Annotated in this window: 17 protein-coding genes; 9 read left to right on the forward strand and 8 right to left on the reverse strand. The window is 37.5% G+C overall.

Features of this window, described 5'->3' with window-relative positions; all coding sequences use genetic code 11:
• Nucleotides 1–356 precede the first annotated feature (356 nt).
• Complete coding sequence (locus I6F48_RS00985; RefSeq protein ID WP_197118626.1) at nucleotides 357–1,250, forward strand: Abi family protein; 894 nt, start codon at nucleotides 357–359, stop codon at nucleotides 1,248–1,250.
• Between the two features lies 1 nt (nucleotide 1,251).
• Here the strand turns inward: I6F48_RS00985 and I6F48_RS00990 are convergent, their stop codons facing one another.
• The 4 genes from I6F48_RS00990 to I6F48_RS01005 all read right to left on the reverse strand — a co-directional run bounded on the left by I6F48_RS00990 (nucleotide 1,252) and on the right by I6F48_RS01005 (nucleotide 3,889).
• Complete coding sequence (locus I6F48_RS00990) at nucleotides 1,252–1,395, reverse strand: hypothetical protein (RefSeq protein ID WP_197118627.1); 144 nt, start codon at nucleotides 1,393–1,395, stop codon at nucleotides 1,252–1,254.
• 83 nt (nucleotides 1,396–1,478) lie between these two features.
• Nucleotides 1,479–2,627 (reverse strand): hypothetical protein, encoded by a 1,149-nt coding sequence (locus I6F48_RS00995; protein ID WP_197118628.1) that lies wholly within the window; start codon nucleotides 2,625–2,627, stop codon nucleotides 1,479–1,481.
• 305 nt (nucleotides 2,628–2,932) lie between these two features.
• Entirely contained in the window at nucleotides 2,933–3,241 is a 309-nt protein-coding gene (locus I6F48_RS01000) for a hypothetical protein (RefSeq protein ID WP_197118629.1), read from the reverse strand.
• 402 nt (nucleotides 3,242–3,643) lie between these two features.
• Nucleotides 3,644–3,889 carry a DUF4235 domain-containing protein gene (locus I6F48_RS01005; protein WP_002958040.1) on the reverse strand — a complete coding sequence of 82 codons (246 nt, stop codon included), beginning with the start codon at nucleotides 3,887–3,889 and terminating at the stop codon, nucleotides 3,644–3,646.
• A 481-nt stretch (nucleotides 3,890–4,370) separates the two neighbouring features.
• Here I6F48_RS01005 and I6F48_RS01010 point away from each other — a divergent pair, with 481 nt between their 5' ends.
• The 3 genes from I6F48_RS01010 to I6F48_RS01020 all read left to right on the forward strand — a co-directional run bounded on the left by I6F48_RS01010 (nucleotide 4,371) and on the right by I6F48_RS01020 (nucleotide 8,459).
• Nucleotides 4,371–5,045, forward strand: a complete 675-nt coding sequence (locus tag I6F48_RS01010) for a vWA domain-containing protein (RefSeq protein WP_197118630.1) — start codon at nucleotides 4,371–4,373, stop codon at nucleotides 5,043–5,045.
• A complete protein-coding gene (locus I6F48_RS01015; RefSeq protein WP_197118631.1) occupies nucleotides 5,045–5,764 on the forward strand; it encodes a PP2C family serine/threonine-protein phosphatase in 720 nt (239 codons plus the stop codon). The genes I6F48_RS01010 and I6F48_RS01015 overlap by 1 nt, the downstream gene beginning before the upstream one ends.
• A gap of 406 nt (nucleotides 5,765–6,170) precedes the next feature.
• The gene (locus tag I6F48_RS01020; protein WP_231615164.1) at nucleotides 6,171–8,459 is read left to right on the forward strand and encodes a hypothetical protein; all 2,289 of its coding nucleotides are present in this window, start codon (nucleotides 6,171–6,173) and stop codon (nucleotides 8,457–8,459) included.
• 194 nt (nucleotides 8,460–8,653) lie between these two features.
• Here I6F48_RS01020 and I6F48_RS01025 read toward each other — a convergent pair whose 3' ends face one another.
• Complete coding sequence (locus I6F48_RS01025) at nucleotides 8,654–9,037, reverse strand: hypothetical protein (RefSeq protein ID WP_024607151.1); 384 nt, start codon at nucleotides 9,035–9,037, stop codon at nucleotides 8,654–8,656.
• Between the two features lie 468 nt (nucleotides 9,038–9,505).
• Here I6F48_RS01025 and I6F48_RS01030 point away from each other — a divergent pair, with 468 nt between their 5' ends.
• The 3 genes from I6F48_RS01030 (at nucleotide 9,506) to I6F48_RS01040 (ending at nucleotide 11,790) form a co-directional block, all read left to right on the forward strand.
• Complete coding sequence (locus I6F48_RS01030; RefSeq protein WP_165727652.1) at nucleotides 9,506–10,000, forward strand: hypothetical protein; 495 nt, start codon at nucleotides 9,506–9,508, stop codon at nucleotides 9,998–10,000.
• 154 nt (nucleotides 10,001–10,154) lie between these two features.
• The gene (locus tag I6F48_RS01035; protein ID WP_197118633.1) at nucleotides 10,155–10,769 is read left to right on the forward strand and encodes an acyl carrier protein phosphodiesterase; all 615 of its coding nucleotides are present in this window, start codon (nucleotides 10,155–10,157) and stop codon (nucleotides 10,767–10,769) included.
• An 85-nt stretch (nucleotides 10,770–10,854) separates the two neighbouring features.
• Nucleotides 10,855–11,790 (forward strand): hypothetical protein, encoded by a 936-nt coding sequence (locus tag I6F48_RS01040; RefSeq protein ID WP_197118634.1) that lies wholly within the window; start codon nucleotides 10,855–10,857, stop codon nucleotides 11,788–11,790.
• Between the two features lie 95 nt (nucleotides 11,791–11,885).
• Here I6F48_RS01040 and I6F48_RS01045 read toward each other — a convergent pair whose 3' ends face one another.
• The gene (locus I6F48_RS01045; protein WP_007581432.1) at nucleotides 11,886–12,362 is read right to left on the reverse strand and encodes a YqhA family protein; all 477 of its coding nucleotides are present in this window, start codon (nucleotides 12,360–12,362) and stop codon (nucleotides 11,886–11,888) included.
• Nucleotides 12,363–12,506: 144 nt separating this feature from the next.
• Here I6F48_RS01045 and I6F48_RS01050 point away from each other — a divergent pair, with 144 nt between their 5' ends.
• Nucleotides 12,507–12,848, forward strand: coding sequence for a YajD family HNH nuclease (locus tag I6F48_RS01050; RefSeq protein ID WP_007581433.1), 342 nt, complete (start codon nucleotides 12,507–12,509; stop codon nucleotides 12,846–12,848).
• A 111-nt stretch (nucleotides 12,849–12,959) separates the two neighbouring features.
• Here I6F48_RS01050 and I6F48_RS01055 read toward each other — a convergent pair whose 3' ends face one another.
• A complete protein-coding gene (locus I6F48_RS01055; RefSeq protein WP_197118635.1) occupies nucleotides 12,960–13,430 on the reverse strand; it encodes a YHS domain-containing (seleno)protein in 471 nt (156 codons plus the stop codon).
• 126 nt (nucleotides 13,431–13,556) lie between these two features.
• Between I6F48_RS01055 and I6F48_RS01060 the strand changes: the two genes are divergently transcribed.
• Nucleotides 13,557–14,378, forward strand: a complete 822-nt coding sequence (locus I6F48_RS01060) for an AraC family transcriptional regulator (RefSeq protein ID WP_197118636.1) — start codon at nucleotides 13,557–13,559, stop codon at nucleotides 14,376–14,378.
• 164 nt (nucleotides 14,379–14,542) lie between these two features.
• Here the strand turns inward: I6F48_RS01060 and I6F48_RS01065 are convergent, their stop codons facing one another.
• Nucleotides 14,543–15,901 (reverse strand): serine hydrolase domain-containing protein, encoded by a 1,359-nt coding sequence (locus I6F48_RS01065; protein ID WP_197118637.1) that lies wholly within the window; start codon nucleotides 15,899–15,901, stop codon nucleotides 14,543–14,545.
• Nucleotides 15,902–16,012: the final 111 nt, after the last annotated feature.

The raw sequence follows: 16,012 nt of genomic DNA on the forward strand, positions 1-16,012 counted from the left end.
ATCTTTTTATTCAAAAACCAAGTGTTCTTATTATTTAAACTCAATTTAAATATGACTACGCACTGTACCTGATACAACGAGTAATGACGTCGATTGGTGTGAATATGCACCATGGCTTGAATAAAGAACGCCATATGAATATAGGCGTTTTAATTAGCATCATTGATGATTAATTAAGGCTCTGGCTTTCGCCTGAGTCATTGTTTAGTGCCAATATCAGCCAAGCTACAAATATCTTGAAATTATACTTTTAAGCTCTATAATTACGCGTAACAACACCCCTCCCGCTACCCGTAAGCTCAGCGCCCTGCGAGGGGTTAATTATTTCTATAGCATGGTAAAAGGATTTAGCCTTCATGCAGTTCCCTAAAGCCCCCATAATATTTGCGCAGCAAGTCGACTTACTAGAAGAGCGCGGGCTAGTAATTAATGATAAAGAATCAGCAGCCTTTTATCTTAGCCATATTAATTATTACAGGCTAGGCACTTATTGGTGGTCGTTTATTGAAGAGCATCAAAATCATACTTTTAAGTCTGGTACTACGTTTGAGCAAGTGTTAAATCTGTATTCTTTTGATAGAGAGCTAAGGTTGTTATTACTTGATGCCATTGAGCGAATAGAAGTATCTGTGCGCACTCAGTGGGCATATTATTTAGCAAAAAAGCATGGTTCACATGCACACTTAGAGCCGGCTGCATTTTCTTCTAAATTTAATCATAACGACTTTGTTAGTAATATTTGTGCTGAAATTCAACGAACGTCAGATACAAATATAAAAAAGCAAAATTACAAATATAATGAAGAAACACCCGCTATTTGGATTATTGCTGAAGTAATGAGCTTCGGCTGGCTTTCAAGGAGCTATGATGCAATAGGGCGACGAGCGCTAAAAAATGATATTGCAGATTCATATAAAGTAAAAGAAACAATACTTTCATCTTTTTTACACCACATAACGACGGTGCGTAATATCTGTGCCCACCACAGCCGTTTATACAACCGAGATTTTACATTTACCATGAAGCTGCCAACAAATGGCGACAGTGTTTTGCTTAATAGCTTTAGCGATACAACTAAGCAGTTATACAACACACTCGTTATGTGTGCTTATTTTATGGATTTAATTAGCCCTAATCACCATTGGAAACAAAAGCTAGCTAGCTTGATTGAGGTGTATAATATTGACGTAACCGAAATGGGCTTCCCTGAAGATTGGAAAATGTTACCTATTTGGAATAGCATTAAATAAATTAAGAGCTAATTAAGCCCTCAGTTAACTGTAAAAACCAAGGCACTAAACTTTGACTACATACCAAGTACTTAGATTTATTGCTCATTAAGTCAATTACTCTGTCTAGACCACTGCGAATAGAATATGAAAATGTGTTTACCATGTGATTAACCGTGGGAGAGTGCGTGAGAAAATAAAGGGCAATGTTATTGCCCTTTTTTATACCCTTAAATTGGTTGTTATAAACTATAGCGCGACTAAGCTTTGCTCTAGCATTGCCTTTATTTGTTTTACTATTTTAGCTTCTGTTTCAGGTTCGAATTGTTGTATACGTGGGGTATGAATATGCCCTGTAGGTATACTTGAATTAAGCGCATCGCGCAGGCGAATGCTTCGGTACGATATTTCGTTAGATAGGTAACCACCACCGCCGCCATTAACCGCAATATTATTTTTAAGCTCGCCGTACGAACCCGCTTTATAGGTTTTTTCAAGCGTGGTGACTTCGTGATTGTCGATAACTTTATAAGGGCCTTTGGCTTGTTGCATGTAACTTACAGGCAAGCTAAATTTTACAAACTCGTTGCCCGGGAGTGGTCGGCCATTAAGTTTTGGTATTACTGGGCTTGTTTGCGTGCCGCCATACACAATATTGGCATTATCGGGGGCGGTTACACTGCGACGTTTACCCGGGAAGTGCTCTAAATCAAATTCTGTTCTGCCCATACTTACGGTTACTACCATGTCTACATTATTAAGTGCGTAGTAGGGGGCAAGTAGTGATTCTATTATACCTTGATCAAAGTCTTCGTAGCGTACAGGCACCATAACGGTATTAATTTCTGCGCTGATGCCGTTGTAATTAATAATTTGGCCGTCGAGTAATAACGCCGCAACACCTGAGGGGTTACTTTGGTTTATGTTTTTATCGAGTAAAAATGGGTCAAAGCCTGTAAGTAATATTTTTTTAGTGCTGCCTGATGAAAAAGCAAGATCGGTACGTCCTCTGCTGCCTTCCTCAAGTATGGTTAGTAAAGTATTTAGTTGAGCCTGCGTAATTGAAAATTTAGGCGATGTTGTGCGTATTACTTTGCTTGAAAGCAGGCGTGCCCAGTAAAGCTCTCGGTCGTCGTAATTATTGGTTTTTACTATGCGTTGCTTTGCGTTTTCCCACAGTTCAAAGCTAAAGCTTTGTACTAATATTTTTGCACTTTTAAAGTCGTTTAATTCTTTAAATTGTTGCTCAAAGCTTGATACTTGTGGGGTAAATGCATTTAAAACATTTAGCATTGTTGATTGAGCTTTGTTGATACGTTGCTCTTCAACAGTTAAAGGATTACTTAAAGCAGCGAATGAAGAGGCAATTAAGCTGGTCGCGAATAATACTTTGATCATAATATTCCTAATATAAGGCTATTGTTTTATATGTAATTTACTATCCTACTATTGCTAACTTAGAGCAACTAATTAACGTTGAATCGACTGATATTTGCTTTTGCAGTACATTCGTTTTGTTTAACGGCCAATTAGCATTATCGGCTAATAAAAATCCCTGAGTCTAAAGTGATCTTTATGGGTTCTACTTTAAGTTTTAATAAAAAGTAAAAAGCCGTTGCAGCAATGCAACGGCTTTTCATTATGGTTTTATGCGCTTGCGGTGACACGAGCGTAAGCCAAAATATAGTTTTAAACCTTCCTAATTAATCGTCAGGCCCTTTGAGCGTAAATTTTAAATGTTTACGCATATCTTTTAAAATAACGCCTTTTTTGAGCATTGCGCCGCTTAAACGCTTTTGCCACTTTAATAAATCTGGCTCTGCGGCTGCTAAGGCTTGCTCGTTTTCAAACTGAAAGCACAGCAGTAGTGTACTTGGAAATAAGTGATATTGAACATCAAACCAGCATTGCAGCATGCCTGGGAGCTCAGCGCGGCCTTGTTCTTCTAATTTTTCAGCAGTATTAAGTACAAGTGCTTGCTGCTTTATTTGCACTGCAGAGAGTTTTTTCATTATTAAAATCCAAGTTAGCGGCTAAAAAATGCAGCCGGAATGCGGGCATTATACGCAAGCTTGTAGGTAAGCAACAACTTTGAAAGGGAGTTAATATTTAATAGGTTAATGTTCAATAGAGTGTATCTGTTTAAAATCTAGGAGGTCTTGTTGGAAGGCGCCTTTGGCTTTTTCAACCTACGCAGGTCGGATAAGCGGCGCAGCCGTGCCATCCGACATTTTAAATTTAACCACAGAACCCCGGTTTGGATATTAATATGTTTTTTAGCTCAATAGTTAAGTAACCTTAATCAAGGCTTTAGCAAAGTTGCTTGCGACAACTGGGGATTGGTTGTCGCAAGCCGCCTTTAGAGCCTCACCGCATTACGCTTAATACTTATAAGAGGTATCAATCGGGTCGGTTTATTTGGATCGGCGCTTGTCTAGCACATAACGTACGGCCATTCTTGCAACACCCGCACCAATACCTGAGACTACAGCCCATGTAACGGCCTCTTTAAGATCTGTTTCTTCGCTTGGTCTATCCTTTGGTGCTGGTTCGTTGGTAACCTTTTCCCACGATTTTTGTAAAGTTTTCCTTGTTAACATACCTGCTGATGCAGCGGCCAGACCTATACCTATCGTCGTAATTAGCTGTTTATTACTCATAATGTTCTCCTTTTTATAAATAACGGCAGCGTTATTTATGTGTAACTCTTTAAGTAAGAACATTAGTAACAGCAATTTATATACCGATAGAACCGTAAAGCCTTTAAATCGGGCTATTTTAAAATCTACACTTTAATATTCTTCCGCTAAAGCTTTATTAAACCCCGCGAGTATTTGTATTTATTAAATAACTACTTAATTTAGGGATGGTATTGGTTACGTATTTAAAATAATGCATTAAGCAAGGAGAGGGGGTTCTCACTAAGTGGGTATTGATGGAAAGTCTATTTGCAGCTGTATTTACGAGTATCTACGTAATCTTTATTTTAGTTTTAATATTAAAGAATAACTAATCTGTTGTTTTTAGTTTTCTTTAAACCTTTAATATAATTAATTTTTATAATATATTTGAGTCGATAAAAATTTAGTAAACTCTAAATTATTGATTAAAAATCTCCCATTTAAAAGGACTTAATTACTTATGCATAATGATGCAATTCCAGGCGTTGAATTTATCGATAACGCTAATCAAAGAACTCCATGTGTGTTGGTGCTAGATGCTTCTGGCTCAATGGCTGGTGAGCCTCTAAAGCAGCTCAACCTTGGTCTTAAAGTTTTTGAAGAACAATTAAAAAGTGATTTGTCTGCCGCATTAAAAGTGCAGGTTCTTGTATTAGCTGTTGGAGGTCATGATGATGTAGAGGTAATACAGCCATGGGTAGATGCTGTAGATTTTAAAGCACCAACAATTGAAGCCGGAGGCTTAACCCCATTAGGTGCAGGAATGTCGACGGCACTTAATGAGGTACAACAACAAAAATTAGTATACGACGAGAATGGTATTTCAAGTACTCGACCTTGGATCATCGTATTATCTGATGGCTGTCCGACAGATTTGGATTGGGAACAATCAGCTGATGCGTGCCGTAAAGCTGAAGAAGATAAAAAAGTTGTTATTTTTCCAATAGGTACTGAAGGCGCAGATTTTGCAGCGCTGGGGCAGTTTTCTAATAAATCAGCAAAAAAATTGAAAGGATTAAATTTTACAGAACTTTTTGTTTGGCTTAGTCGTTCTATGGCAACAGTATCAGCAAGTATTCCTGGTCAAAAAGTACGCCTTCCTTCAGCCGATGAGTGGGCCGAGGTTGAGATTTAATGGCTGGGCGATTTCTTGGCTGCTCAGTTACTGGTACCTCGCATATTGATGGCAAGATACCTTGCCAAGACGCTTGGCAAGTAAAAAAAACGGCAATGGGACTTGTCGCTTGTGTATCTGATGGAGCAGGCTCTGCGCAATATTCACATCTAGGCTCAAAGCAATTAATTGATAAAGTATGTGAAGCATTAGCTCAAGAAAAAACGATTGGCGAAAGCGCAATAGTAAGCTTAAAAACTGCAATTAGTGAAGCTCGAAAGTGCGTTGCCCTGCAAGGCGAAATATCGGATTATCATTCCACCTTATGTGGCGTGGCAACTTCTCATGAGGGAAGTTTAGTGTTTCATATTGGTGATGGGATTGTTATTGGTATTAACCCTGAAGATTGGTCTGATTTTATTGTCAGCGAACCTGAAAATGGCGAATTTGCCGAAACCACTTATTTTTTTACTTTACCTGATTGGCAATCTCACTTACGTATTATGTGTGCTCCAGAACGTTATAAACTCTGGTTTTTAATGTCTGATGGCGCGGCTAGTTTTGCTGCATTAACAAATCCTTATAGACCCACAACTAACTTTTTGTTACCGATACACAATTACTTAGCTAGTGTAGATGACGCAACAGGACGCCACGCACTAAAAAACACTTTAAATGATCCTCGTACCAATAGTATTACAAACGATGATAAAACCTTAGTTTGGTTATTGAATGAGTAATAGCGTAAACCTAATTTATCTTGATGGAAAAACAGCGCAAGTACAGTACAAAAAAAAGCCGATTAATAGCGGTGCTGATGGCACTATTTACGCTACTATTGACAACAAGTTAGCTTTAAAAATTTATCATGATCCAAACAAAGATATGCAACGGCAAGATAAATTGTGGCAGATGTTGTCGAATGCGCCGACAGCAGAGGGAATTTGTTGGCCTGTTGCCGTTATAAGTGATAAAAAAAATAACTTTATTGGTTATGCAATGCCTCTACTTGATTTAAGTCGTTGCTACACTATTGAAATGTTACTTTCTAAACGCTTGCGTGAGTCATTAAAAATAACCGACAGTTATAAGTTTAGGGTTACCGTTGCGATTAGTTTAGCGAGTAAGGTCGCAGAGCTTCACCGTTTGGGTCATTATATTATTGATTTAAAACCAGCAAACTTATCTTTTGATAAGCACACTGGTGATGTAATGGTTTTAGATTGCGACGGCTTTTCGATTAAAGGTGATAAAAAGAGATTTAAGGGGCATCAATATACGTCTGGTTATATTGCCCCCGAAGCTTTTGGCGGTAGAATACCACCTGAAAAGTTAGGAGTCGGTCAAGATTTATTCGCGTTGACTACAATACTCTTTCAGCTGTTAAATAACGGTTTACACCCATTCCAAGGCGTATCTAAAAATGGATATTCTTTACCAAGCGACAACCAAACTAAAATTACTGAGGGCCTTTATCCATATGCAATAAAAGTTCATGCAAAAATAAAGCCTTCTCCGTGGAGTATACACACTGATTTTCCTGACGTTTTGTCAAAAGCATTTACTCAAAGTTTAACGAGTAGAGTTCGAACTAAAGCTAATATATGGCAAAAGTTACTACTAGAACAAAGTTTAAAGCTCAAAGTATGTAAACAAAATTCAGATCATGCCTATTGGCAAAAAGCTTGTCCACATTGCCAGCTTAATCAAAAAAAAGCGCAAGTTAAAAAAAATATAAAACCGAATATTAAGTCTGCAGTAAAGCGCAGTGCCCCTATAAATAATTCAAGTCAGTCATCTAGTAATCAAACTAATAGTGGTGTAGGGAAATATATCGTACTTATTACGATTGTATTGATTGTGATTATTGCGGCTAATTTACGTGGCTGTTTTAGCTCTGTATCAACTTATAGCCAGCCGCAAGCAACGCCTTCTCATATACAAACTAAACCAGTAGAAAACAAAGGGGTTAAGTTTGAACATAAAACCGTTCACAAAGCAAAAACGGCCAACTCATTATTAGGTAATGTGACTTATTATAAACATGATATGGTTTTGCTAAATAAGTCGAGAGAATTAGTTGAAATCCCTTTTTATCAGTTAACTGGTTTTAAATCGTCTGACGCTTTTCCGCTCATTAAACACTCTCCCTTTGGTAGAATATTCCCTAGTGATTCACCTCAAGTTAGTTTAAGTAAAATTGATTTTGAAATGGCAGGTAAAAAAGTTGGGCAACTTGAATATCGAAGCGATAGAGTTTACCACTTAGATGATTGGCAGTATGACAGTAATAGTGAGCAAGGTTATGTTTATAACTGTAAATACGATCCCAATATTTGCACGCACGTAACGCAAATAGGTATGCAAAAAAAAGTTAGTTTTAAATTTAATGATTTTAAAGCAGAAAAAAGTTTCCCCGATGAGAATACAGGTGTTTCGGCAGATAGTTATCGACCTTGGCGTTTTAATATTACTGAAAATGGTAAAAAAATTGTCATGCTCAGCAATTTTGAATTAGTTGTTTACGATATTGCCAACCCAAGTAAACCGATAATAAAACAAAGGCTTCCTAAGGAGTGGGATGAGTGGAATGTAACCCGCTTGCTGAGTGTTAATAATGGACAAAGGCTATTTGTCGCTTTGGCTAAAAGTGAGCAATATGGAAAAAATTATCAGGGTTTTGTGACAGAGCTTTTGTTAGTTAACAACACTTATCAAGTCACTACTAATTTTGCTACGTTGCCTGACTCTAATAAAATGTCAGGGGTTGATATTGCAACTAATCTTAAAGGCGATGTATTAGCGATAGGTGAATACATTCAACCTGAGCAAAATAACACAAGGTTCCATATACTTAATACGCCTGTAGAGGTAACCATTGCTCATCCGGTTATTAAATTATGGAAAAAAACAGCGCAAGGCTGGCAGGCTGTCCGCTTGCCAAATGACCAAATAGTCACGTTAAAACAAAATGAACTAAGTCCAGATAAAGTGGTAACTAAAGTACCAGCAAATATTAGTAGGTCTGTACTTGTGGCGAATTTCAGTTCTGACTCTAAGGTAATGGGCGACCTGAGGTTTAACCGACAATTTATGTTGAGCAAATCAGGCGATGTTTTACTTTCAGGGATCACAGCAAGCAAAAGGCGAGATTACATAAAAGCGAAGGCTTCTATTTTTAAACTAAACTTTTTAGAAAATGAGTTTTTGTTAGCAGCCGAACTAGACAAAACTTATGATCCAATCAACCAATCAAATTCTCCATCTAATACAGCCTATCTTAGTTATTTGAGCGCTAGCTTATCGCACGATGGTAGTCAGGTTGCTTTAGGCTGGTTTGTATTTTTTGACGTTTTATCAAAAAGCAGTAAAACAAGATTTGAAAAGCAACGATATCAACTCGAACTTTTGAATGTTGAAGCAATGAAGGAATAATTCATGCTTCAACTTTAAAATGCATACCACAAGGGCTGTAATGATTGTAATACTGAAATTGATTTTTTTATAATACGAGCAAGATTGCTGACTTTATATTTGAACCTCTCTTATATATTTATTTTTAGCCATAACCTTTTTCTTTAAAAGTATACTTGGGCGTTATTGGTTGGTGGGCTTTGTTACTTGCTATATTAAGCTTGTGCTTCAGTTCCTAGTAAGGCACCGACATAGGCGAGTTCTTCGCTAAAAATACCATTCAAAAGAGCGTTTTGCTCAATTATTACAGCGTCATTAGGTTGGGCTTTGTATTCTTGCTGGCATCTTGTGAGTTCGGTGGCCAGCCATTGGCAAACATTAGTAGTTAATTTTATTGCTGTTTTTAAAAATAATGACCATTTTATTTTTTGTAAATTAAAGCGGTAAAGCGCGACAGCAATAACACCATAAGCTTGCTGTTCAGGTGTTGGCATGTTGTTAGTATTTATTGAAGTGCTGTTTAAAAGCTTGGTATTGACCATCGCTTGTTGCAGTGCAGCTTGTTGTGATTGACTTAAAAAGTTGTTTTCGTAATCCATGGGCGGCCTATATCTGCTGATAGCAGGGCAATATAAAAAGGAGATTTAGCACAGTATTTTACGATTCATGCGCACCGAAAAATGAAGCACAGTGATAACAAAATTAGACTGACTCTTTACTGAATTAATAAAACACAATTGTAACTGGGTAGGGGAATTGAAGAGGATAAGCGTCTTTGTTTTAACCTTCAAATCGCATGAAAAATAATGCTCTGTTGGTGTTTTTAATTTTATTGGTAAGCACGGTAATAACCATAAACAAGAGAGTGATAAAAACCTCTCTTTATTTCGCAAGGAATTTTGTTTATGTAGATAGGAGTTTTTTACAAAATTTAGCAATTTTTACTCTAATAATAAGAGTGTTAGTACAGGGCTTTGTTTTATATTGTTGATTTTAAACGATAATTTACTTGGTTTGAGTTTTGCTTGGTAGTAAATGTATTTTCTTAAATAAATAAAGGAGTTATTATGAGTACCGTTATTACTGGGTTATTCGAAAGTGCATCACAAGCAACACTCGCAATTTATAGATTAGAAGCTTTAGGTATTAATGAAGCTGATATTAGTATTGTAGCCAACGACTCATACGCAAAGGAAGATTTTGCTGTAGACGAAGGTACTAAAGCTGCCGAAGGTGGCCTTATTGGCGCGGCTTCGGGTGGTATTCTTGCTGCAATTATTGGTGGATTTACTGCCGTAGGGACTGTAGCAACAGGTGGTACAGGCTTATTAGTTGCCGGTCCATTAGTCGCTGCATTTGCCGCTGGTGGCGCAGGCGCTGCAGTAGGTGGTACTTTAGGTGCCGCAGTTGGTGCGTTTATCCCCGAGCACGAAATTAAGTATTATGAAGACGCCATTGAAAAAGGCTCTATATTAATTGGTATTAAGTACGATAGTGACAACAAAAACGCTATTGAAGAAATACTTAACAATGCAGGCGCAAGTAACGTTTCTACAGCGTAATGCTAGCTAATTAGTTTCAAAATTAATATGAAAGGTGAAACTTAGTTTCACCTTTTTTATGCTATTTTTTTGATTAGGCATAAAATCTAACTTTAAGTAGCGCTTACAATTAAGTTATTATTTTAACTGTATTAATACTAAGCCCGAGAACACTTTGAATTATTTAGCTCACCTTTATTTAGCACAGCCTACAGCCGATTCTCACTTTGGGAACTTGTTGGGCGACTTTGGTGGTAAAAGGCATGTAGAACACTTACCAAATACGGTTAAAAACGGGCTCGATAACCACTATTTAGTCGATAAATTTACCGACTCTCACCGCGCAGTAAAACACGCTAAACAGTACTTTTCACCCGAGCGTAAGCGCTTTGCTGGTGTAGCTATTGATGTGGTGTTTGATCATTTTTTAATTGTGCATTGGCAGCGCTTTAGCGAGCAACCTTTAAGTGATTTTAAGTACACCAGCTATCAGCTTTTAAATAATCGCATACCTGTTATGCCAACGCGTATGCAGCATGTTGTAACAAGTATGACTAAAAACGATTGGTTTAAAGAATACGAAACCATAGATGGAATAGGGCTAGCACTTGACAATATTGCCAAGCGTATTCGCTTTACCAACACTTTTGCGGGCGCGGCTGATGACATAGCACGGAATTACGATGAATTAGAAGCCGTGTTTTTAGCATTCTTCCCAGAGCTAATTAAGCATGTAAGTGAGTTTGACCTTGAAAGCACCCCAAAAAATGGCATAAAGCGCATTATTTAAAGTTTTCATCAATTGTTAACCTTTTGTGATAATTTAAGGTAAAAAAAACGCTACTCTAATACAAATTAATTTTTGAGTGTTTTTAATGAATCGCAATTACTTGGTTATTGTGAGCTTTGCTGTTTTAGCGGCATTTCAATCTGGTGCTGTATTGGCTTTCGATTTTGACTTAAAGTCGGTACGAACCACTATTTCAAACCCAAACACTAGCCACGCGTTAATATATGACGACTTGGCTGGGAGTAATCAAAAAACACTGTTTTCGTTAGAGCCCATAAACAATCAACGTGTGGGTGTGTTTTTTGATATTAACGACATTGAAATTGGTTATTCAGCCGATATTTTTGAAGATGATGTTGAAACAAAAACACAAGATATACTGCTTTCGTATAGAAAATTTAAAAATTCTAAAATCACATTTAACTATCAAACGCTTGAAGGGCTGCAAAGCACGGCTAGCAATTTAAGCGGCAATCAAACGGATCAAATTTTCTCGCAAAATACACGTTCAACCAAGTTTGAGCTATCTGGCCAACACAACTTTTATACCTTTAATAATAAAGAGTCTTTGTTTGAGCATTTTTTTCTTAATAGACCAAAGCTAAGCAGCAAATTTGACTTGTCGTTAAGTGTTGTTGGTGCGTGGTCTTTTAAGCATGTATCCCTTGAGAATAAAGATAATATTGTATTTCAGGCTGATTTTTTAAATTCGTCTGCACCACAGGTCACTAAGTTAATTTCTAATTCGTACGGGGCGAGTATTGGCTCGCTTTTATCATTTTCGTTGCCGCATAATGTTCACGTATTTGCTGAATACAAAGTAGGTAAGGGAAATATTCGAAATACAGACCCTGGGCTGGGGTTAAAAGATTCGGGCGGTGAAAAAGTAGCGGCATACGGCGGTGGTATTTCTTGGACTTCAAGTAACAAAAAACTCATGGTAGTACTACGTGCGTGGGAGCAAACAGGTAGGCATATAGATACTTCTTTTGGTGACTTGTCAGTAATTAAGTTTTTTTAATATTGAGTGCTGGGGCTCTCACTTAAGTTTTTGCAGAATTTTAGGGATAAGTAATTACACCTGCATGTAATTACTTAATAGTAATGAGTGCTTAGTTAGTCTTTCATTGAGCGCCATGCAAATGTAGATGCTGCAATAACGATCGCAATGGCAATACCTAAGTAGAGTGTTTCTATTGTGCCGCCGAACTCAACTGCGTGCTCTAAAAATAGTATTACCAGTACAACCGAAGTTACTTGTACCAGAGTTATTTTTAAATCATGAAAGTCTTTAATATTAAAAGCAGCAAGAAATTTACTTTCCTCAGGCTTAGATGGTGTTATAAATAGTCGGTACAAGCTAATAGCAATAACTTGTAAGGTAATTCCGATTAGTAGCAAATCAAGAATTTTCAGTAGTTCAACTATTAGGGCTTTACCGGCTTTAGCTGAATCAGGCAGGTCAAATAGCGTTGTTATTACTATATTAGCTACAATATTAATGCATGAAACATAAACGAGTAATGATGATATTGCAGCGGTAATAACGGCGATTACGACCAAAAACCGACTTGTTTGGAATATATTTTCCATGTTGCTCAACTTTATAATTAGACCTGACTTATACGAAACGTAGCTTAAGTTAGATCCCTTACGAACTTTTTACTTTTATATTTGCTTTAACATATTGGCTATTTACTTGTTAAGCATAGAAATAACAAATTTAACTGGAATATTATGAGTAAGAATAACGATGTACCTCAGGCTTATGTTAAGCAAGAGGAAGGTTATAGAATAAAAGCCTTAAGATTATATCCTTGGGTATGCGGGCGTTGTGCTCGTGAGTTTGAATACTCTAATTTACGTGAGTTAACGGTGCATCATGTTGATCATAACCACAGTAATAATCCTGAAGACGGAAGTAACTGGGAGTTATTGTGTATTTATTGCCACGACAATGAGCACAATAAATACCACGAGCATATTATGTATGGCGGGTCGACTACAGATCGCAAAGTTGAGGCTGCGACGCATTCTCCATTTGCCGATTTAAAAGCGATGCTTAATAAATCAAAGTAATATTAGTTAAATTAAGAGCTTAAACCTAAAATTTTATTAATTTAAATGGCATTTTGAGGGTGAACGGTTATAAACCGAAGCAACCTCAAAATTAACTTTAAATTGGTTTTATTAAAGCTCTTTTGCTGTTTTGTCTTTTATGTCAAACCAGTTTGAATTGGCTGAAGTAATCAAGCCTGGTACGTCTTTTAGCCATTGTTTTTGAACCGATTTATCAAGATTTAAATAAAGTTTGTTTTCAACAATTTTGAACGCTTCAGGATCTACGTCAAACTTTTTCTCCATTGATACACCAAACGCACAAAAGCCACCAAATTGCGGTGCGTACTTTTCTGGGTTAGCTCTAAATAAATCACGGTGTTTAGCTGAGCTGAACTTATAAATGGCATTTTTATGCGTTGCGGTATATTCAGAACTGCCTGTTACCGCTTTGTTTTGGGTAAAGTAAGCAACGGTATCGTAGCCACTAATTGCAATGTCGTTAACGTCTGCATTTGCGTCTATGTCTGCTGCAAAGCTTAGTGAACTTGCAAGGACTGATGCTGCAAAAAAAGCTGATTTAGTGAGTGTCGAAAATTTCATGTGTATCTCCAAAGGGTAATTTAATTAGTGTGTTTGTTTAAAACTCAACTGTACTTTATCGTTATTGCTTGGTTAATATGCGTCTATTAGTCTATATTTTCATACCAATAATCCAAAGAGGCGCTTATGGACGTACTTTCGAGTGTACTGAGTCACTTTTCGCTTAATGCCAATGTGTTTTTTAGTGGGAACATGTGCGGTACGAGTGACTTTAGTGACGATCAAGGTGTTGGGCATTTACATTTATTACGTTCTGGTACGTTAAAAGTGCGTAGTAATAGTGGCTTTGAAGTAGTTTTGTCTACGCCTTCGGTTATTTTTTTTCCTCACTCTACAGGGCACTGTTTATTTTCGGATAAGGGTGACGGTGCTGATTTAGTGTGTGCACAAATTAACTATCAAAGCGGCGGGCATAGCCCTTTATTGCAGGCGCTGCCTTTTTGCTTAAATTACGAATTAACGGGTGATGGATTATTAGCGCAGAGCGCTTTTTGGATTTTTGATGAGGCATTTAAAGACGCCAGCGGTAAGCATTTAATTATAGATCGCTTATGCGATGTATTTTTAATTAGTGTTTTGCGCAAGGTATTAGAAGAGGGCACCATTAAAACCGGGATGATGGCAGGGCTTGCCCATCCTCAGTTGGCTAAGGTATTAATAAAAATACACCAAACCCCAGAGCAAAGCTGGTCGCTTAGTGTTATGGCTGAGGCGTGTGGCATGTCGCGCTCTAAATTTGCTGACACGTTTAAGCTAATTATAGAGCAAACACCAGCTGACTATTTGGCTGATTGGCGTTTGTCAGTTGCTAAAAAGCTTATTTTAAAAAATCAAAATATGGATTTAGTGGCTAATCAGGTTGGGTACGAAAATGGCTCTGCACTTGCTCGTGTATTTAGAAAAAAAACAGGGCAAGCGCCAAAGGAGTGGTTATTGAGTCAGCAGTAAATTTTTAGTTTCTTTGAGTAAGCTGCATTTTTGAATCTGGTGAAGGTTTTCGTAATATCAAATTAATAGGGTCTTAATTTACCTCAGAATCACGATAAAACCAGTCATGCCCGAGGTTACGACTTGAGTGAACTTCGGGCATTTTTATTTAGATAATCTTGAAATTAAATTTTAATTGCCTCAGTAGGGATTATTGATAACCCACTAAAGTACTTCATCACTAATTGCCCTTGGCTGTTCTTTTCTATTACTAAGTAATTGTTTGAATTAGGATAGTAAAAGCTATTTTTAGACATCGTAATAAGTTTTGTTTTATCGCCACCAGTGCGCTTTGAATACAAAACGTCATTTTCAAAAATTAGGCTGCGTAAGGTGTTTTTATCAATACGATAATCACCCAATACGGGCGCTAATTGCTGCTCTGTTACCTCTGCTTTTTTAAACTCGGGGAGTGCAATACCTAGTACTCTGGCTGTGAGTTTTTCGTTGATAAAAATAGGGTTTATGTGGTTTGAATTAGCCAGTACTGCAACATATAGCTTTTGTTCTGGAATATAGCGTGCATGCGCTAAAAAACCATTTATTCCGCCAGTGTGTTTAATTACGGTGTATTCATTCAAAGGCTTAATAATTAATCCGTAACCATAGGATGAAAAGCTGCCGTCATTTAATTTAAAAGGGCTTACCATCTTCTCATAACTTGCTTTACTAATAAGCTTGCCAGACGATAACGCACTAAACCAAATGTTTAAGTCAGTTGGAGTAGATATAAGCGCACCTGCGGCATATGGCCAATCCATATTAATGTAGTTGGTGTTGATAAATCCTTGCTCTGTTTGCTCATACCCAGAGGCGCGATGGGCAACAATTTCTTGCCCTTCATAACTACTCTGGTTCATTTTTAGCTTTTTAAATATGAGTTGTTCAATAAAGTCTTTGTAAGACTGGCCACTTGCTACTTCAATTATTTTACCAAGCAGTGAATAACCGGTATTTGAATAAGCCATGGCTTCGCCGGGTTTAAACACCATTGGGTGTTTGGCAAATCTCGCTAACGCATCGTCAACGCTGGTGGGTACTTGTATTTCTTTATCGAATAAGTCGTCGTCATCTGTGTAGTTGGCGATGCCTGAGGTGTGGGTTAATAAGTTTTCGATTGTGACGAGGTTGCCCTCTGTTGGGAAGTTTGCAACATACTTATGAATATCATCGGTAACCGCTAGCTTACCTTGCTCTTGCAGCATCATAATTGCAGCTGCAGTAAATTGTTTTGAAATAGAACCTAAACGCAAAACGCTTTGCTCATTAAGTGCAATGTTATGTTCAAGGTTGGCAAGCCCGCGCGCTCCTTTAAAAAGTACTTTGTCATTCTTACTTATAATTACCGATACCCCAGGCTCGTTTTCAGCAAGGTTCTCGTTAAGAATTTCCTGATATTGCGAGGCTGTCGGGTTGGCTTTTACAAGGCTGGGTGTTAATAGCGAGAGGGCTAACAAACAGCTAGCGTAAAATGGCTTAATCATATTCATCCTTTTTAGTTTTTATACCAAACCTCTAGATAGGCTTAGCGATCCTTGTGTTTTATAGTGAGTTAATATTGCACAGCTAAAAAGTAAACACAATTATCGGATTTT

Source organism: Pseudoalteromonas sp. SWYJ118, from assembly GCF_015864505.1.
Taxonomy (GTDB): domain Bacteria; phylum Pseudomonadota; class Gammaproteobacteria; order Enterobacterales; family Alteromonadaceae; genus Pseudoalteromonas; species Pseudoalteromonas arctica.